Source organism: uncultured Chryseobacterium sp., from assembly GCF_936933875.1.
Lineage (GTDB): Bacteria > Bacteroidota > Bacteroidia > Flavobacteriales > Weeksellaceae > CAKZIK01.
The window spans coordinates 62,168-79,390 of sequence record NZ_CAKZIK010000029.1; the positions used below are offsets into that span (position 1 = coordinate 62,168).

The following is a 17,223-nucleotide window of genomic DNA, read 5'->3' on the forward strand; positions in this document are numbered from 1 at the left end:
TATTTCTAAACCAATTCTTACCAACGCGGTTAACAGTTTAACAACCGAAGATGCTGCAAGAATTGCACAAGGTGGAAAAGGCGCTGCGACCCAAATTCTTAAAGAAAAAACAGCAGAACAATTAATGTTGGCTATCCAACCTAAAGTGGATGAAAAGTTAAATCAGTTCGGTATCGTAAGCAGCATTAATTCAGCATTGCAAGGTTCTAATATTTTGGGACAAATTTTCGGGAACGGAAATTCAAGCAGTCTTTCTGCAACAGGAGGTTTAAGCAGACTTGCTTCTGAACAAATGGTGAACGGACTGTTCAATATTATCCAAAATCACGAGGAGCAGAACGCTGTTTCGCTTTATGACGCTTTAGGAAAATAATATTTACCAAAATCATATAAGAGTTTCCAGAGTATTTTAAAGTAACTTTGGAGACTCTTTTTAATTAATATACCTATTATGAATATACTGGAAGACAATAAAAATACTTCACCCGAAGAATTTTACGCATCTTTAAAAGAAAAACTGGAAGCTACACACGAGTTTCCACAGGATTACTTATTTAAATTTATTGTGACGAATGACCAAGCAAAACTAACAGAAATTTATAAAGTTTTCGATGGCATTAAATTTACGTTGAGCAACCGCGAAAGCAAGAACGGAAAATACACTTCATGCAATATTTTCGCTTTTGTTTTAGATGCAGACCAAGTCATCAAAATTTATCAGGAAGTTGGAAAAATTGAAGGCGTAATGATGCTTTAATCATCAGCAATGGTTAATGGGCAATCTGTAATAAGTGATGAAGCTCATCTTTTTTATATTTATTGAATGAAAATTTTAGTAACAGGAGCTTCCGGACTTATTGGCAAGGCTTTAGTAGAAAAACTGAAGCAAAATCGTCACGAAGTACGGTGCCTTACAAGAAAAAAGGCTACAAAAGCTAATGAATTTCACTGGAATATTTCGGAAAATTTTATCGACGAAAGGGCCTTTGAAAATCTAGATATCATTATTCATCTCGCTGGAGCCAACATCAGCGAGCGCTGGACAGCATCCTATAAAAAAGAACTGTACAGCAGCAGAATAGATTCCGCCAATCTTCTCAGAAAATACTGTTCTGAGAAAAATATTCGTTTAAAGGCTTTTATTTCTGCTTCCGGAATTAATTTTTACGGCACTTTTACGTCAGATAAAATTCTGGATGAAACTTCGGGAATTATTCGACATGATTTTTTGGCCCAACTCTGTGTGGCTTGGGAACATTGTGCAGATGCGTTCGTAGAAATTGCTGAAAGAGTGGTTTGCTTAAGGACGGCGATGGTTTTAGCGAAAAATGGCGGAGCTCTACCAAAACTTCAGAAAATTACCAACTTCAACTTAGCGTCTCCAGTTGGCTCCGGAAAACAATGGATGAACTGGATTCACATTGACGATTTGGTGAACCTGTACCTTTACGCAGTGGAAAATTCATCAGTAAACGGAAAATTGAATGCCACAACTGAAGGATGGGAAACCAACAGTGATTTCATGAAGAAATTAGCTCAAAATTCACACAAAATATTTCTTCCCATCAACATACCTTCTTTTGTAGTGAAGACTGCTTTCGGGGAAATGAGCCAAATTTTGCTTGAAGGAACAAGGGTTTCCAACAAAAAAATCAAATCGCTTGGATTTGATTTTAAGTATGAAGATTTAAAAAGTGCTTTGGCTACTTTTCAATAAAATATTTTACATTTTCAACAGGTCTTCCAATCATCGCAACAGAGCCTTTTATTAAAATTGGCCGTTGTATGAGCGCTGGATTTTCCGACAAAACTTTCAGCCATTCATCATCAGAAAGGTTCTCATCTGCAAATTTCTCTTTGTAAAGCGTTTCATTTTTTCTAATGATTTCGTGAACACCAACCCCTAATTTCTTCAATACCGTTTTCAGCTCCATTTCCGTGAGCGGATGTTCAACAAAATCGATAATTTCGAACGGAACATTATTTTCATCCAAATGTTCCAAAATCGCTCTGGATTTCGAGCAGCTGTTGTTGTGAAGAACTTTTATCATTTCGGTTTGATGTTATTTGAATTCGTTTGATTGGGTTTGATATTGTTCAGACTTTTTAGAATTGATGAAAATCATTTTAAGAGTTTTAAACTGTCACTCTGAGCGAAGTCGAAGGGTTTTCCAATAAAACCTGTGTCGAACGAATTCAAACATTCTAAAACTCTAAAACAATCCGTGCAGTTCAGCCTCAATTTTTTCGAGGATGAAACCGAAATCTTCCGGTCTTTCCACGAAATCCAAATCATCAACTTCAATAATCAGCAGTTTTCCTTCTTTGTAGTTAGAAATCCATTTTTCATACTTTTGGTTCAGTTTGGACAGGTATTCAATAGATATTGAAGCTTCATATTCGCGTCCTCTTTTGTAGATTTTTTTTACCAAATTCGGAACGTCGGACTTCAAATAAATCAGCAAATCCGGTGCCGAAACAAAAGACTTCATCAAGTTGAAAACCGCGGAATAATTATTAAAGTCCCTTTCCGAAAGAAGATTCATGTCGTTCAAATTTTCTGCAAAAATATGTGCATCCTCGTAAATCGTTCGGTCCTGAACAATATTTTTTCCACTCTCACGAATTTCCTTTACCTGACGAAAACGACTTCCCAGAAAGTAAATCTGCAGCGCAAAGCTCCATTTGCTCATGTCCGCATAAAAATCTTCAAGGTAAGGATTGTGATCTACGTCCTCAAACTGCGCATCCCAACCGTAATGTTTGGCCAGCATCGTCGTTAAAGTGGTTTTTCCGGCTCCAATATTTCCGGTTACTGCAATATGCATAGTCTTAGCTTTAAAGCTTACTCACTTGCTTTTTTATTGATTTACGGTGTTCGTGAATATCAATATTTCATCAAACGCTTTCGGCTCTTTTTAATGTTGATTATTTGAAAATTTTCAGAAAAAAAGCAGAAAAATTTGCTTTATTTTTTGAGTTGGTAAAGATAGAGTTTCCCCGCTTTCAGTTCAAAACAAGAATCTGAGTTTTTATCCACAATTTTAGAATTTTCTGTGCCGAAAACTGTTTGAAGCATATCATTTTCGAATTTCAGAAGGTGTCTGTTTTCTGTGATGAAAATGGTATCGTTTTCTCGGCGTAATCTTTTTCCCTTATCTAATAGATGTTCGAAGAGTTTTTGACCTTTAAAATTATAGACAGAAAAATTGGTATCAGTTAAAAGATAAATACGTTCTTTGTACACCAAAATATCTTTTACAGGCTCAAAATTAATATCCAAAGGATAAGAATTGATGATTTTATCTTCGCGAAAATTGTACTGAATCAACCTTTTCGAAGATTCATCCAAAAGCCAAATCTGTTGCAAATTTTCCGCATAAGCCATTTTAATAAACCCGAATTTCTGCCTGAATCCGAAAGCCTGAATTTCATTAAGATTTTGGTCATAAAATTTCAGTTCCTGATTATTCTCCGAAAAAGCCGGAATATTCAATAAATTCTGTACAGACTGAATTTTGAAAGGCTGAGTCAACATTATTCTACCCTTCTGTTTCCCGAGCGAATCGTATTTCGTTAAACTGAAATTTTTGTTTTTATAGAGGTAAATATTGCCATAATCATCAGCGAAAAAATCGTCCACTTCCCGAAGTTTCAGCGTATCAAAAGGGAGATTTTTCTGCGCAGAAATTGTGCAAAATATAAATATGAATATGAAATTAAGAATCTTCATTTACCAATCGAGTTGTACTCCGAAAAGATTGTGCAATTTTATAAACTTACTAAGCGTAGAACTCTTTTCAGTACAGTATTCATTGGCTTTTGGTAAGTAAACCGATATCTCTTTCTGTTTATTATTTTGTTTGATGATAATATAGTTTGTTGGCGCATCATCAACAAAGCTAGTACTGCAGATTTGATTATTTTTACTTGAAGCTTTAAAATTTGCTTGTGTAAGCTTCGAAAAATTTATAAAATAATCAGAATTAATCACCTCGAAAAGTTCAACTTCCCTTAATCTTGATAATTTTTGATTTTCAGCATGATGTTTCTTACCATTTCGATAGTACACTCGTTCTTTTGTATGAAAAACTTTACCATTTTCCTTAAACACAAAATTATTGATATCGAGCTGATAACCTAAACCACCATCCTGAAAAAAGGAAATCAAAATTTCGTTCTTCTTCAATTTTACTTTTTCAATTGCATCAGTATTCTTTATTTTTATTGAATTTTCTAAATTGAGAATTGGTGGTTCAATCTGTGCAGGAAGAGCACAAATGACAAATAAGAATATGAATGAGAAATATTTCATAAAACCAAATGTAACAAAAAATAGCGTTCCTAAGAACGCCACTATTTTCAAATTACCTTACTTCACTGCAACTTCATAAATTTTATCCCATCTTTTTCCGGTAACCAACATGTTATCTCCCTTGAAAGCAATTCCGTTTAAAACATTATCGCGGTCTGCATCAGCGTTTCCGGATTTATGTTTGTCGGCGATGGATGTGAAATCAAACTTTCCAACAACCTCACCATTTTGGGGATTAATTTTCAGGATAATCGGTTCCTGCCACACATTGGCGTAAACAAATCCGTTGTGATATTCCAACTCATTCAGTTGGTCGTAAGCTTGCGTGTTTCCGGCTACAGAAATATAATTAACGAGTTTTGATGGGTCTTTTGCATCAAGAAAATACAAATTTTTTGTACCGTCGGAAGCAATCAGATTTTTCCCGTCGTAGGTTAAACCCCAACCTTCGCCAATCACGTTCGGATAAGCAAATTCGCCCAACAATGACAAATTGGATTTATTGTAAATAAAACCTTTTTTGTTCTTCCAGGTCAACTGATAAATTTTATCTCCCACAATTGCAGAACCTTCAGAAAAAACTTCTGCAGGCTGTTTGGTAGCAGCAATTGGCGTTGTTCCACCCAAGTTGTATTTCAGAATTTGTGACTCTCCGTTTTGGCCGTCGCTTTCATAAATGGTATTCCCTTCTAGTTGAAACCCCTGTACAAAATTGGCAGGATTGTGTGGATATTCTTTTACCACAGTATAGGTTAACGCAACTTCCGGATTTTTTGCAAAGACGTTAATAGTGGCGTCCTGATTCAAAACTTCACCACCCTTTTTTCTAATGTTAAACGTTACCGCATTATCTCCCAAAGTGAAAAATTTCGGGTCTACCACCAAATTATTGGTTTCCTTGTCTCCAAAACTGATGGAAATACTTTCTGCATTGTCCGTAACTTCCTTTGGAAGCTGAATAGCATCCCCAAAATGATACCCTTTCGCTTCCATAGAAGTGTTGTATTCGGTAAGGGTATTCAGGATTTCTTTGTCTTTGTTACAAGACACTACCATCGTTAAAGCAAAAAGTGAGATTATAAAGTGTTTTTTCATCTTCAATTTTAAATATTTTCAAAAATAACAATTTGAAAGCAGATGTTATAAAAAAGAACTGAATTTTGGGTATTATTTAACTTAAATTAATTTAAAAAAAGGTCAAACGCAAAGATCTAAATTATTAAATACTCGAAGCTGCTTTTCTGATGTCTGAAGTTTCCAAAATCGCTTTCTGATGAGCATTCCTGCTTCTGCAAAATTTTGATTTTCCATAGTACAAAATAAAAAGAACGCACCAAAAGTACGTTCTTCAAAAATATTTAAAAAAAAGCTATTTCTCTACGTAGTCTTTCAAAGATTTGCCAACTAATTCTTTCCAACCTGCTTCAAAACTTTCATGTCCAAAATCTTTTCCCAAATGGTCGAAGTTTTCAAGACCTTTGTGCGTTAAAGTAACATTAGTTGCATCACCGTCGCGTTCCAGTTCCCATTTTACCAAAGTTTTTTCTTTCGAAAATTCCGGGTAGCTCCACGTGTGTTTTAGTTTTGCATTGGGTTCAATTTCCAAAATTTCGCCGTGATGATGAAATTTGTTTTCACCGCCGGGTTCATAAAAATTAAATTCGTTGTGTACGCCCAGTTCAAAATCCGGAATATCGAAATACCAGTTTTTCATTTCGGATTTGTCTGTAAGCGCATTCCAAACCTTTTCTACGGGTGCATTAACTCTTTGTTTAACGACTACATTATCGTGCATAGCTGTAAAATTTTAAGGTTGATTAAAGTTAAAGAAATAATCATGAAACGGCAAAGAAAAAATATTCGATTCCACGAAAACTGATTTAAATCCCTTTTTTTCTAAACGCAAAGAGCGGAAAGATTTTCTTGAAATTTAATGTTTTTAAGATCACAAAGCCGCTGCGCTTAGCAATGATAATTATTTTGCTAAATGAAATACCTTTGCGAACATAATAATTTAATCAATTTGTATTTATTTGCGTTCCTAGCGTTTAAAAGTTTAATGAATTTTTAAAGTAATTTTGCACCGTTTTCGTCTTATGGTTTATGAAAATTCTTAAAATAATACTACTAACAATATTAATTTTAGTGGGAATCCCTCTGATTTCCGGCTACTTCATTATGAAACAAAAAAAATTCGGAAAAGCACCTTCAGGAGCTCGTTTGGAACGCGTTCAAAAATCTCCTCATTATAAAAACGGTAGATTCGACAACCTGAATCCTACTCCACAATTGGCGGAAGACACGTCGATGCCGGAAGTTTTTTTCCGTTTCCTTTTTGGAAAGACCAAGAATAAATTTCCCGAAAAAGCATTTAATTTCACCAAAACCGATTTGAAAAACCTCGACCCCAACGTAAACGTATATGTTTGGATGGGACACTCCTCTTATTATTTTCAGTTGGATGGAAAGAAAATTTTGGTGGACCCGGTTTTAAGTGGTTATGCGTCGCCATTTTCATTCACTACCAAAGCTTTTAAAGGAAGTGATTTATACAAACCTCAAGATATCCCAGATTTGGACTATTTGGTAATTACGCACGACCATTGGGACCATCTTGATTACGAAACAGTAAAACAACTTTTCCCAAGAACCAAGCAGATTATCACAGGTTTAGGAACCGGTGAGCATTTGGAATTCTGGGGATACAATCCTCAAAATATTGTAGAACTGGATTGGTTCGAAAGTGCTGATTTAGGAAACGGATTTAAAGTAAATGCAGAACCAGCACGTCATTTTTCTGGACGTGGTTTGAAGCGCGACCAGGCAATTTGGGCAAGTTTCGTTTTTGAAAGTCCGACGCAAAAAATTTACATTGGTGGAGACAGCGGTTATGACACTCATTTCAAAAAAATTGGTGAAAAATATGGCTCTTTAGACCTTGTAATCCTCGAAACCGGACAATACAACAAAGATTGGCGTTACATCCACATGATGCCGGGAGAAGAACATAAAGCCATGAAAGATTTGAATGCGAAAAGAATGATTCCGGTGCATAATTCGAAATTCGCTTTGGCTGTGCATCCTTGGGATGAACCTTTGACAAAAATGGTTGAAATGAATACCGAAAACCTCAGAATTTTATATCCAAAAATTGGCGAAAAAGTAAACTGGACGGATGATGCGAAGGTTTATCCGAAATGGTGGGAGGTTTATGAGTGATTGAGTTTTTGAGTGGGGAGTGGTTTAGTTTTTTAGTTTTTAAATAAACAAATAGATAAGCACGTTGGTTTTGCTGATGTGTTTTTTTTCGGAAAATCGTTGAAATCAAAAATTTCAATTGAAAAATATAAGTTTCCAAAATTGCATTTTATTAAATTTGAAAAAAGTACAGAATGAATTTTCCAAAACTAATTTCAGCATTCGTGATAGTTTTCTGCATTATTTCCTGCAATGCACAAAAAGCCAACCTTTCCAAACTCGAACCGCTTGATGCGGAACTTTCAACGGTAGACTATCCTTTTCCTGTTACATTTAAAACCATAAAAAATCAGGGACAGGATTTGAAAATGGCCTACATGGATTCCAAACCTGCTAAATGGAAGGGAAAAACGATTCTTCTGCTTCACGGGAAAAATTTTAATGGCTATTATTTTGAAGAAACTGCCAAAATTTTAAACAAAGAAGGTTTCCGTGTCGTAATGCCGGATCAGATTGGTTTTGGAAAATCGTCAAAGCCGAAACAGTATCAGTTTTCGTTTCATCAGTTGGCGGAAAACACAAAAGGAATTATGGATGAGTTGGGAATTCAGAAATTCATTGTTCTGGGACATTCCATGGGCGGAATGTTGGCTTCGAGAATGGCTGTGATGTATCCCGAAAATGTGGAAAAACTCATCCTTGCCAATCCAATCGGACTGGAAGATTACAGAAATTTTTCTCCTTATCAAAACATCGATAAACAATACGCCAACGAACTCAAAAACACCTACGAAAGCTACAAAGATTATCAGCTAAAATTCTATTATGACGGAAAATGGAAACCGGAATACGATAAATGGCTGAATTTACTTGCAGGATGGACCATTCACAAAGATTATCCGCAAGTTGCGTGGAATGCAGCCTTAACTTCCGATATGATTTACACACAACCCGTAGTTTATGACTTCGAAAAAATTGCTACTCCTACTCTTTTAATCATCGGAACGCGGGACAGAACCGCAATAGGAAAAGCCAATGCCCCGAAAGAACTGCAGCCCTTGATGGGACAGTACCATATTTTAGGAAAAGAAACGCAGAAAAAAATAAAAAATTCAAAACTTGTGGAGTTGGAAAATGTTGGACATTCGCCGCATATTGAGGTTTTCGAACGGTTTATAAAGCCACTTCTGGAGTTTGTAAAGAATTAGTTTTGCATTCATAAAGTTCGCCACGAATGCACGAATTAGAGAAAAATAATTCGTGCATTCGTGGGATTTATCCTAAATTTACGCTTTTAAAATTCAAGAATGAAAAACGCCTACATTATCGACGGAACGCGCTCTGCTATTGGAAATTTTAAAGGTCAGCTTGCGGGAGTAAGAACCGATGATTTAATTGCTTCAGTTATCAAAAGTTTGATGGCAAAAAACCCACTAATTCCTGCTGAAAAAATTGATGATGTGATTATAGGTTGCGCTAACCAAGCCGGGGAAGATAACAGAAATATTGCAAGAATGGCGCTTCTTTTGGCGGGACTTCCGGTAACAATTCCCGGAGAAACGGTGAACCGACTTTGCGCTTCGGGAATGAGTTCGATTGCACAGGCTTCAAGAGCAATAAAATCGGGTGAAGGTGAACTTTTCATTGCAGGAGGTGTTGAAGGAATGTCACGCGGACCTTATGTGATTTCAAAAGGCGAAAGCGGTTTCGATACCACACAAAAAATGTACGATTCCAGCTTTGGCTGGCGTTTCATTAATCCAGAAATGGAGAAAATGTACGGCACTGAAGCCATGGGAAAAACCGCAGAAAATTTGGCAGAAATATTTCAAATCTCTCGTGAGGAACAGGATGAATTCGCTTTAAACTCGCAAATGAAAGCCAAAAAAGCCCAGGAAAGCGGACGTTTGGAAGAAGAAATTTCTGATATCATTATTCCACAAAGAAAAGGCGATGCAATTGTTATCAACAAAGATGAATTCATCAAACCGAATTCTTCACTGGAAATTTTAGGAAAACTAAAACCTTCTTTTGTGAAAGAAAATGGAAGCGTTACTGCCGGAAATTCTTCAGGATTAAATGATGGAGCTGCTGCTGTAATTGTAGCTTCCGAAGACGCTGTACAAGAATTTGGTTTGAAACCTTTGGCGAAAATTGTTACTTCTGCTACTACCGGTTGCGAACCGAGAATTATGGGGATTGGTCCTGTTGAAGCCACAAAACTGGCGTTGAAAAGGGCAAATTTAACTCTTGACCAAATCGACATTATTGAGCTGAACGAAGCTTTTGCCGCGCAAAGTATTGCTGTTTTAAAAGAACTCGGAATTGCCAATGACGATGCAAGAGTGAATGTAAACGGCGGCGCAATTGCATTGGGACATCCGCTTGGAATGAGCGGTACGAGAATTACGTACTCTGCAGCTTTAGAACTTCAAAAATCAGGCAAAAAATACGCGCTTTGCACGATGTGTGTTGGTGTTGGACAAGGTTATGCCGTGATTTTGGAAAATCCTAACGTGTAAAAATCAAATCATTTCAGCGATAATTTCTCCAATTTTTGGAGCTAATGCGACGCCCATTCCAGACAATCGAACTGCTGCAAATTGTCGTTCGGAAATAGGTTTTACAATCGGAGATTTTTCATTTCCCATGGCCATAATTCCGCTCCAGCGCATCTCGATTTTTAGATTTTGCTTAGGAAGAATAACGTTTTTCAGAAAATTTTCGAGGTGGTCTTGAAGAAATTCCGTGATAGAAAATTCGGTGGTTTTTTCGGTTTCAAAATCCTGATTTCTTGCGCCACCTAGCAAAATCCTGTTGCCAAGATTTCTCCAGTAATAAAAACCTTCGTCGTAATGAAAAGTGCCTTTAATTTTCAGATTTTCGATAGGTTCCGTCAGGAAAACTTGTCCGCGCGCCGGAATTATTTCTTCGTTTTGAATTAAATTTGATGAAAAGGCATTCGTGCAATAAACAATTTGATTGGTTTTTATTGAATCATTTTCATCAATGAAAACTTCTACTTCATCGTTGATTTCCTCAACTTTTTTTACTTCTGTCCCAAACAAAAATTCTATTTTCAGTTGGTGACATTTCTCCGATAACTTTTGTAATAATTTTCCGGAATGCAGGCTTCCTTCGCAAGGATTTTCAACCAAAAATTCAGATTTAGCAAAACCAAATTCTCTCAGTTTTTCGTGATTTAAACTGAATGTTTTCTCCAAACCGGTAATAAATTTCAGATTTGAATTGACTTCATCTAATTTCTGTAAAGGCTCATCATTATTCAGAATTTCATAACCGCCGCACAAATCAAAATCGATTTCTTCAGATTTAAAATAATTTTGAATTTTCTGCAAACCATCAAAACGCATTTTTACTAAATCCAAGGTTTTTTCCCAACCCATTTTTTCGGCATCAGAAATAATTTCAGTCAGACTCCCAAAACAGGCAAAACCTGCATTTCTTGTCGATGCTCCAAGTGGCGTTGAGTTTTTCTCAATAATTAAAACGGATTTATGTGGATGTTTTTCTTTAATGGAAATCGCTGTCCATAATCCTGTAAAGCCTGAACCAACAATAATGATGTCGCGTTTGCGATAAAAGGTTTCGAGTTCCCAAATGCTTACTTTCATATTTTTCTCCCGCGGATTTACGCAGATTTTTTTACAGACCGTTTACTTTTCTGAAAATGTTTTTGTCAATTTGGTCGGTATTGAAATTAACTAAAATTCCTAATTTCATATCAGTCAATTTTAGATAAGTCAAAATTTGTTTGTGATGAACTTTCGAGAGTTCTTCGACGGATTTTATCTCGATTATAATTTTATCCTCAACAATTATATCTGCTCGAAAACCAATATCCATATATACTTCACGATACTTAAAAGTTACGGGAACCTGTGTTCTGACTTGCAACCCATAATCTTCAAGTTCATAAGCCAACACTTTTTCATAAACACTTTCAAACAAACCCGGACCAAGTTCATTGTACACATTGAAAAATTGATTTTCTGATGTAATAACTTATATCATTATAGTCCATACTTGGTGTTTATTTTAGTATCAATCTGCGAAAATCTGCGCAATCTGCGGGATATTATTTTTTTTCATCTTCATTATGTTGAAAACCAATCGCTCTTATCGGTTTTTCGACTACTTTATAAGTTTCAAGTTCCATTTTCAAAGCTTCTATTCTGTTAGAAAAATCGTCATAATTATTTTGTGACGCATCATTAATAAATTGTGCAACCTGGTTTAGATATTCATCCGTCAATTTTGCGGAAGCATCGCGCAATGCACCTTTAAGAAGATTTTGGTCTATTTTCAGGTTTTCGTTTTTGGTTTGCTGATATTGGTTGCGGATGCGTTTTTTCAAGCTTTGCGTGAAATCAATAATCATCGTATTGCTGAACACTTTCATTTTGCTTGAAATGTCCTGCCAAAACGGAAGATGATCTGCATTGCTGCGTTCCAAAATTTTGTAAAGAGTAGCCTCTTTTGACAAATTTTCGAGCATATAAAAACGAATCATTTCAGTTCTTTCCTGCTGGTTTGGCGGAAAAACAGGAATCAGCACGTCAAATCTTCCCGGAGCCAAAACTTCTTCTTCAATTCCTTGCGTTGTATTGGCGGAACCTACCATAACCAAATCTTCTTCCTCAAATTTATTGATGTAATGAAGGATGATTTCTTTGGTTTCTTCATCACAGGAATTCACAGATTTTTCATCGTCTCGGTCAGCCATAATTTCATCAAAATCTTCCATAAAAAGCAGGACTTTGTCTTCCTTCATCATCGTTACGAGAAAATCATTAAAACTGGTTTTATTGCCATCCACAAATGAAGTTCGGAGGTAATGTTTTTTCACTTCCTTAAACTGATAACCAATAATTTCCGCAATTTTATTGGCCCAGAAAATTTTTCCACTTCCAGGAGGTCCATACAGAATAATTCCGGCCGGCTTGTGAATGCCCCAATTTTTGGCTTCGTCTTTATTAATGAAAGGTTCCAGCGAATCTGAAATATGGAAAAACAAATCGCGGTAGCCGATGAAATCGCGCTGAGTCAAAGGCGTTTTATTACCGAAATAATCATAAACAAACTGGTAATTTCCGCCTAATTTATGGTCTATTCCAAAACTTGAGATGGATGATTTGTAATATCCGTTTTCGAAAACATTTTGCTTTTCCTGTTCCAAAACTTCGTTGACTTTTTCCACCGGTTTGTGAATTTGGTCGGCAATTTCTTCAACAGATTTATTTTTCTGAAGGTCTTCCTCATATTTCTTTAAAAAATCGGCATTTTCAAGGGCAAATTTTTGAAAATCAGGCTTCAGTTCGAAGTTCGTGTGAAGGCATTCCCCTAAATCCAAATCAAAATCTTCGATGAATTTTTTGATACTTTCAGTAGATATATTAAGGTGTTTGGCGAGTTCGGCTAACTTCATAAGAATTGTTTCAAAAGATTAAAGTTAATAAATTTGAGCAAAAAGTATGCTTTTGTCTTTGCGGCGCGTGCACCAAAGCGGTAGGAAATTGCAATCTTTCACATTTACGTTTCCTCACAGATTTTAAAGACTTTCATGGCTTTGTCAGGCAGCCTCCCGCAGATTTCGAGAATTTCGCAGATTTTTTTCTTCATTCCATAGCTGCATTCCGCTCTTAATAACAAAACGACTGCCAAATTTTTACGCTTTTTCTATAACAAATTGCAATTGAAATCCTTTTTTGTGAGAGGATATGCCGAACAAAAAGAATTGTGATGAAAAGCAGGTTCCCGGCTCCAGTAATTTTTCGTTTTCAACTTCAAAATTGATATTACTTCGTCGCTCATTCTTTGCTCCTCGCAATAACAAAATACCGTTTATTCAATAACAAAAAACGGTTTAAAATTCCGCTAAAAATCACTAAATTTGCATCTTTACGAAAACAGAACTTTGCACCGTGCAACATGCAACCTGCACCTTTGCAACTAATTAAAAGACAATGACTTCACAACAGATACGCCAACAGTTTTTAGATTTTTTTAAAAGTAAGGGACATTTAATTGTTCCGTCCGCTCCGATTGTTTTGAAAGATGACCCGACGCTGATGTTCTCGAATTCGGGGATGACGCAGTTTAAGGATTATTTTTTGGGCTACAAAGAACCGAAAGCGCCGAGAATTGCCGACACGCAGAAGTGTTTGAGGGTTTCCGGAAAGCATAACGATTTGGACGATGTTGGCCGCGATACGTATCACCACACGATGTTTGAGATGTTGGGAAATTGGTCTTTTGGCGATTATTTCAAGAAAGACGCGATTGATTTTGCGTGGGAACTGTTGACGCAAGTGTATGGAATCCCAAAGGAAAACCTTTATGTGACGATATTTGAAGGCGATGCTTCCGAAAATTTGGAACGCGACCAGGATGCGTATGACTTCTGGAAATCGCACATTGCTGAAGATAGAATTATCAACGGAAACAAAAAGGATAATTTTTGGGAAATGGGCGAAAGCGGACCTTGCGGACCATGTTCTGAAATTCATGTGGATTTGCGTTCTGATGAGGAAAAAGCAAACGTTTCTGGACTTGATCTGGTGAACAACGACCATCCGCAAGTGGTGGAAATCTGGAACTTAGTTTTCATGCAGTATAACCGTAAAGCAGACGGTTCTTTGGAAAATCTTCCGGCAAAACATATCGACACAGGAATGGGTTTCGAGCGTCTGTGCATGGCTTTGCAGGGGAAATCTTCTAATTACGATACCGACGTTTTCACACCTTTGATTTCAAAAGTTGAAGAACTTTCCGGCAAAAAATATGAGGGAATTTTAGAAAACGAAAAAGATATTGCGATTCGTGTTGTGGTGGATCATATTCGTGCGGTTTCGTTTGCAATTGCAGACGGACAATTGCCTTCTAACGGAGGCGCAGGTTACGTAATCCGTAGAATTTTGCGTCGTGCGATTTCGTATTCTTACAGATTTTTGGGTATGAAAGAACCGTTCCTGTATCAGTTGGTGGAAGTTTTGAACAACCAAATGGGCGAATTTTTCCCGGAAATGATGAAGCAAAGCGGTTTGGTTTCGGAAGTAATTAAGGAAGAGGAAAACTCATTCTTGAGAACGATTGAAACCGGTTTGGTTCGTCTTGATAATATCATTAAAGAAACTCAAAATAAAGGCGAAAAAGTATTGCCTGGAAACGAAGTTTTTGAACTGTATGACACTTATGGCTTCCCTGCTGATTTATCCAGAATTATTGCCGAAGAAAAGCAATTAACTGTGGATGAACAGGGCTTCGAAGCCGAAATGGAAAAGCAGAAACAACGTTCCAAAAAAGACAGCGCAGCGAAAGTTTACGACTGGGTTGTTTTAGAAGAAAAGCCAGAAGAATTCGTAGGCTACGACCAAACTTCAAGCGAAACTTATATTACCCGATACAGAAAAATTGAAAATAAAGACGGTGAATTTTTCCAGATTGTGTTGAACAAAACGCCTTTCTATCCTGAAGGTGGTGGACAAATTGGCGATAAAGGAATTCTAATTCCGAGTTACGCGCAGCATTTTGATATTTCGCAGCCGGATTTATACAATGTAAAAGACAATCCTGAAGTGATAGACGTTCTTGATACCAAAAAAGAAAACAATCTGATTGTCTCCTTAATCAAGGAACTTCCGAAAGATGCAGGTGCTGTTTTTTATGCAAAAGTGAATGCAAAAGACCGTAGAAATACACAGGCCAATCACTCTGTAACACACCTCTTGCACGAAGCTTTGCGTGATGTTTTAGGAACGCACGTGGAACAGAAAGGTTCGTATGTTGGTCCGGATTATCTGCGTTTCGACTTTTCGCATTTTTCTAAAATGAATGAGGATGAACTGGCTTTGGTCGAAGATAAAGTCAACCAAAAAATCAAGGAAAATATCGCCTTGGATGAATACCGCAATATTCCGATTGCAGAAGCGCAGGAAAAAGGTGCGATGATGCTTTTTGGAGAAAAATACGGTGACCACGTAAGAATGATCCAGTTTGGAAGTTCAAAGGAATTGTGTGGTGGCACGCACGTAAAATCCACTGGTGAAATCGGTCATTTTAAAATTTCGTCTGAAAGTTCAACTGCAGCCGGAATTCGTAGGATTGAAGCCATTTCCGGAGATAAATCGAACGAATATTTCCAGAATTTAGAAAAACAAATTGCTGAACTTTCTCAATTGTTAAAATCAAAAGATCTGGCAAAATCTGTTGAGAAATTAATCACTGAAAATACTTCCCTGAAATCTGAAATTGAAAGTCTGAAAAAAGAAAAAGCACAGGGCGAAACCGCCATCTGGAAAAATGATTTCACAGAAAGGGGCGACAAAAAACTTTTGGTTAAAAAGGTTTCATTAGATGCCGGAAGCGTGAAAGACATCGTCTTTCAATTGAAAAAAGAAATCCCGAATTCCGTAACTGTGATTATTTCCGACGCCGGAGAAAAACCAATGATTACCGTGGGTGTTTCCGCAGATTTGGAAGCAAAATACCACGCCGGAAATATTGTGAAAGAACTCGCTACCGCAATTCAAGGTGGTGGTGGTGGAAATCCGGGCTTTGCGACTGCAGGTGGCAAGAATTTGGCGGGAATTGATGCAGCGGTTGAAAAAGCGAAAGAATTATAAATTGTAAATTTTGAATTATAAAATGAAGAATCCGTCTCGCAACTTGATGAGACGGATTCGTAATATTATCCAAAAGTTAAATCTTATCTTTCTGTAACCTCAACTTTATATTTTGCGTTTTCAATTTTAGATTCCAAACCTTTAATTTGCGCTTCTAGATCAACAATTCTGTCGTTGCCTTTTTGCAAATTTTTGTTCGCGCTTTCGGCTTCTTTTACTCTTCGCTGTGCTTTCTTGATGGCTTTTGGGTCAGAACTTTCAGTACTGTCCGTTGTTGTAACATTTTCTGCTTTGGAATTCGCTTCAGCGGCTTTGGCTTCACGTTTATCTCTTTCTATGATTGCTTTTTCCAGTTCAATTTTTTTGTCCAATAAATCCAGATTCAGTTTCACTGCTTCACGTTGAACTTTCAGGGTTTCCATCTGTTGCGCTTTCAAAGAACCAAAGGTTGCCGATAAACCAATAACGGCCAAGAATATCAATACTGTTTTTTTCATTGCGATGTTTTTATGTTTAACAAAAATAAGGAAGTTGCAACAACTTCCCTATTCTATTAATCCTTATTTTCTTCTTTTTCAGCTTCGTCATTTACTATTTTACCTTTCTTTTCGGTAAATTCAATCTGCTGGTTGAGTTTGGCAATTTTTTCCTCATTTTTTTTGATGTCTTTTTCAAGACCTGCCACTTTTTTCTTGCTGTCTGCTAAATTTTTGTTAGCCTTTTCAGCATCTTTCATTTTTTTTGCCGCAGCTTTAGCTTCTTTTGCAGTGTCATTGGCGTTGTTCGATCCCGAAAAATCGGCTCCTCTTTTATCAGCATCATGGTTTGCATTTTCCGCGTCTTTCTGATATTTTTCTAAAGCTTTTTTTTTTTTTCAAGCTTAATTTTATCGTTGTTAAGCTTGGTGTTCAGTTTCAGAACTTCTTTTTTAGCTTTTAAGTCGCCCATATTTTCAGACGACTGTGCTTTTAAAGTTCCGAAAGAAGCTAATCCCAACATTAGGGCAGCTCCAAAAATGTATTTTTTCATCTCAATGATAAGTTTTTAGTATGCGTTACAAATTTA

At 36.7% G+C, this 17,223-nt stretch carries 19 protein-coding genes; 7 read left to right on the forward strand and 12 right to left on the reverse strand.

What is annotated here, in order from left to right; all coding sequences use genetic code 11:
- Positions 1-13 precede the first annotated feature (13 nt).
- The 3 genes from Q0252_RS04715 (at position 14) to Q0252_RS04725 (ending at position 1,717) form a co-directional block, all read left to right on the forward strand.
- Entirely contained in the window at positions 14-373 is a 360-nt protein-coding gene (locus Q0252_RS04715; protein ID WP_297984454.1) for a DUF4197 family protein, read from the forward strand.
- Between the two features lie 78 nt (positions 374-451).
- Entirely contained in the window at positions 452-757 is a 306-nt protein-coding gene (locus Q0252_RS04720) for a DUF493 domain-containing protein (protein WP_297984317.1), read from the forward strand.
- A gap of 66 nt (positions 758-823) precedes the next feature.
- On the forward strand, positions 824-1,717 hold the full coding sequence (locus Q0252_RS04725) for a TIGR01777 family oxidoreductase (protein ID WP_297984319.1): 894 nt from the start codon (positions 824-826) through the stop codon (positions 1,715-1,717).
- Here the strand turns inward: Q0252_RS04725 and Q0252_RS04730 are convergent.
- The 6 genes from Q0252_RS04730 to Q0252_RS04755 all read right to left on the reverse strand — a co-directional run bounded on the left by Q0252_RS04730 (position 1,704) and on the right by Q0252_RS04755 (position 6,110).
- Complete coding sequence (locus Q0252_RS04730; RefSeq protein ID WP_297984321.1) at positions 1,704-2,051, reverse strand: ArsC/Spx/MgsR family protein; 348 nt, start codon at positions 2,049-2,051, stop codon at positions 1,704-1,706. The genes Q0252_RS04725 and Q0252_RS04730 overlap by 14 nt on opposite strands.
- 162 nt (positions 2,052-2,213) lie before the next feature.
- Entirely contained in the window at positions 2,214-2,828 is a 615-nt protein-coding gene (locus Q0252_RS04735) for a deoxynucleoside kinase (protein WP_297984323.1), read from the reverse strand.
- Positions 2,829-2,968: 140 nt separating this feature from the next.
- Entirely contained in the window at positions 2,969-3,733 is a 765-nt protein-coding gene (locus Q0252_RS04740) for a hypothetical protein (protein ID WP_297984325.1), read from the reverse strand.
- A complete protein-coding gene (locus Q0252_RS04745; RefSeq protein ID WP_297984326.1) occupies positions 3,734-4,357 on the reverse strand; it encodes a hypothetical protein in 624 nt (207 codons plus the stop codon).
- Positions 4,358-4,372: 15 nt separating this feature from the next.
- Positions 4,373-5,410 carry a glutaminyl-peptide cyclotransferase gene (locus Q0252_RS04750; protein WP_297984327.1) on the reverse strand — a complete coding sequence of 346 codons (1,038 nt, stop codon included), beginning with the start codon at positions 5,408-5,410 and terminating at the stop codon, positions 4,373-4,375.
- A 274-nt stretch (positions 5,411-5,684) separates the two neighbouring features.
- Positions 5,685-6,110 carry an SRPBCC domain-containing protein gene (locus Q0252_RS04755; RefSeq protein WP_297984329.1) on the reverse strand — a complete coding sequence of 142 codons (426 nt, stop codon included), beginning with the start codon at positions 6,108-6,110 and terminating at the stop codon, positions 5,685-5,687.
- A gap of 383 nt (positions 6,111-6,493) precedes the next feature.
- On the opposite strand from Q0252_RS04755, the gene Q0252_RS04760 reads away from it, so the two are divergent.
- The 3 genes from Q0252_RS04760 to Q0252_RS04770 all read left to right on the forward strand — a co-directional run bounded on the left by Q0252_RS04760 (position 6,494) and on the right by Q0252_RS04770 (position 10,035).
- Positions 6,494-7,534: an MBL fold metallo-hydrolase gene (locus Q0252_RS04760; protein ID WP_297984331.1), complete on the forward strand. Its 1,041-nt coding sequence runs from the start codon at positions 6,494-6,496 to the stop codon at positions 7,532-7,534.
- Between the two features lie 173 nt (positions 7,535-7,707).
- Positions 7,708-8,721: an alpha/beta hydrolase gene (locus tag Q0252_RS04765; protein ID WP_297984333.1), complete on the forward strand. Its 1,014-nt coding sequence runs from the start codon at positions 7,708-7,710 to the stop codon at positions 8,719-8,721.
- Positions 8,722-8,820: 99 nt separating this feature from the next.
- Entirely contained in the window at positions 8,821-10,035 is a 1,215-nt protein-coding gene (locus Q0252_RS04770) for an acetyl-CoA C-acyltransferase (protein WP_297984335.1), read from the forward strand.
- A 3-nt stretch (positions 10,036-10,038) separates the two neighbouring features.
- Here Q0252_RS04770 and Q0252_RS04775 read toward each other — a convergent pair whose 3' ends face one another.
- From Q0252_RS04775 to Q0252_RS04785, 3 genes are all read right to left on the reverse strand, one after another.
- Entirely contained in the window at positions 10,039-11,148 is a 1,110-nt protein-coding gene (locus Q0252_RS04775) for an FAD-binding oxidoreductase (protein WP_297984337.1), read from the reverse strand.
- Between the two features lie 31 nt (positions 11,149-11,179).
- Positions 11,180-11,509 carry a GxxExxY protein gene (locus tag Q0252_RS04780; protein ID WP_367174820.1) on the reverse strand — a complete coding sequence of 110 codons (330 nt, stop codon included), beginning with the start codon at positions 11,507-11,509 and terminating at the stop codon, positions 11,180-11,182.
- A 103-nt stretch (positions 11,510-11,612) separates the two neighbouring features.
- Entirely contained in the window at positions 11,613-12,962 is a 1,350-nt protein-coding gene (locus Q0252_RS04785; protein WP_297984339.1) for an AAA family ATPase, read from the reverse strand.
- Between the two features lie 538 nt (positions 12,963-13,500).
- Between Q0252_RS04785 and alaS the strand changes: the two genes are divergently transcribed.
- On the forward strand, positions 13,501-16,158 hold the full coding sequence (alaS, locus tag Q0252_RS04790) for an alanine--tRNA ligase (RefSeq protein ID WP_297984341.1): 2,658 nt from the start codon (positions 13,501-13,503) through the stop codon (positions 16,156-16,158).
- 83 nt (positions 16,159-16,241) lie between these two features.
- Here alaS and Q0252_RS04795 read toward each other — a convergent pair whose 3' ends face one another.
- The 3 genes from Q0252_RS04795 to Q0252_RS04805 form a co-directional block, all read right to left on the reverse strand.
- On the reverse strand, positions 16,242-16,655 hold the full coding sequence (locus Q0252_RS04795; RefSeq protein ID WP_297984343.1) for a hypothetical protein: 414 nt from the start codon (positions 16,653-16,655) through the stop codon (positions 16,242-16,244).
- 56 nt (positions 16,656-16,711) lie between these two features.
- Entirely contained in the window at positions 16,712-16,894 is a 183-nt protein-coding gene (locus Q0252_RS04800; RefSeq protein ID WP_297984345.1) for a hypothetical protein, read from the reverse strand.
- A gap of 119 nt (positions 16,895-17,013) precedes the next feature.
- Positions 17,014-17,187 carry a hypothetical protein gene (locus Q0252_RS04805; protein WP_297984347.1) on the reverse strand — a complete coding sequence of 58 codons (174 nt, stop codon included), beginning with the start codon at positions 17,185-17,187 and terminating at the stop codon, positions 17,014-17,016.
- Positions 17,188-17,223: the final 36 nt, after the last annotated feature.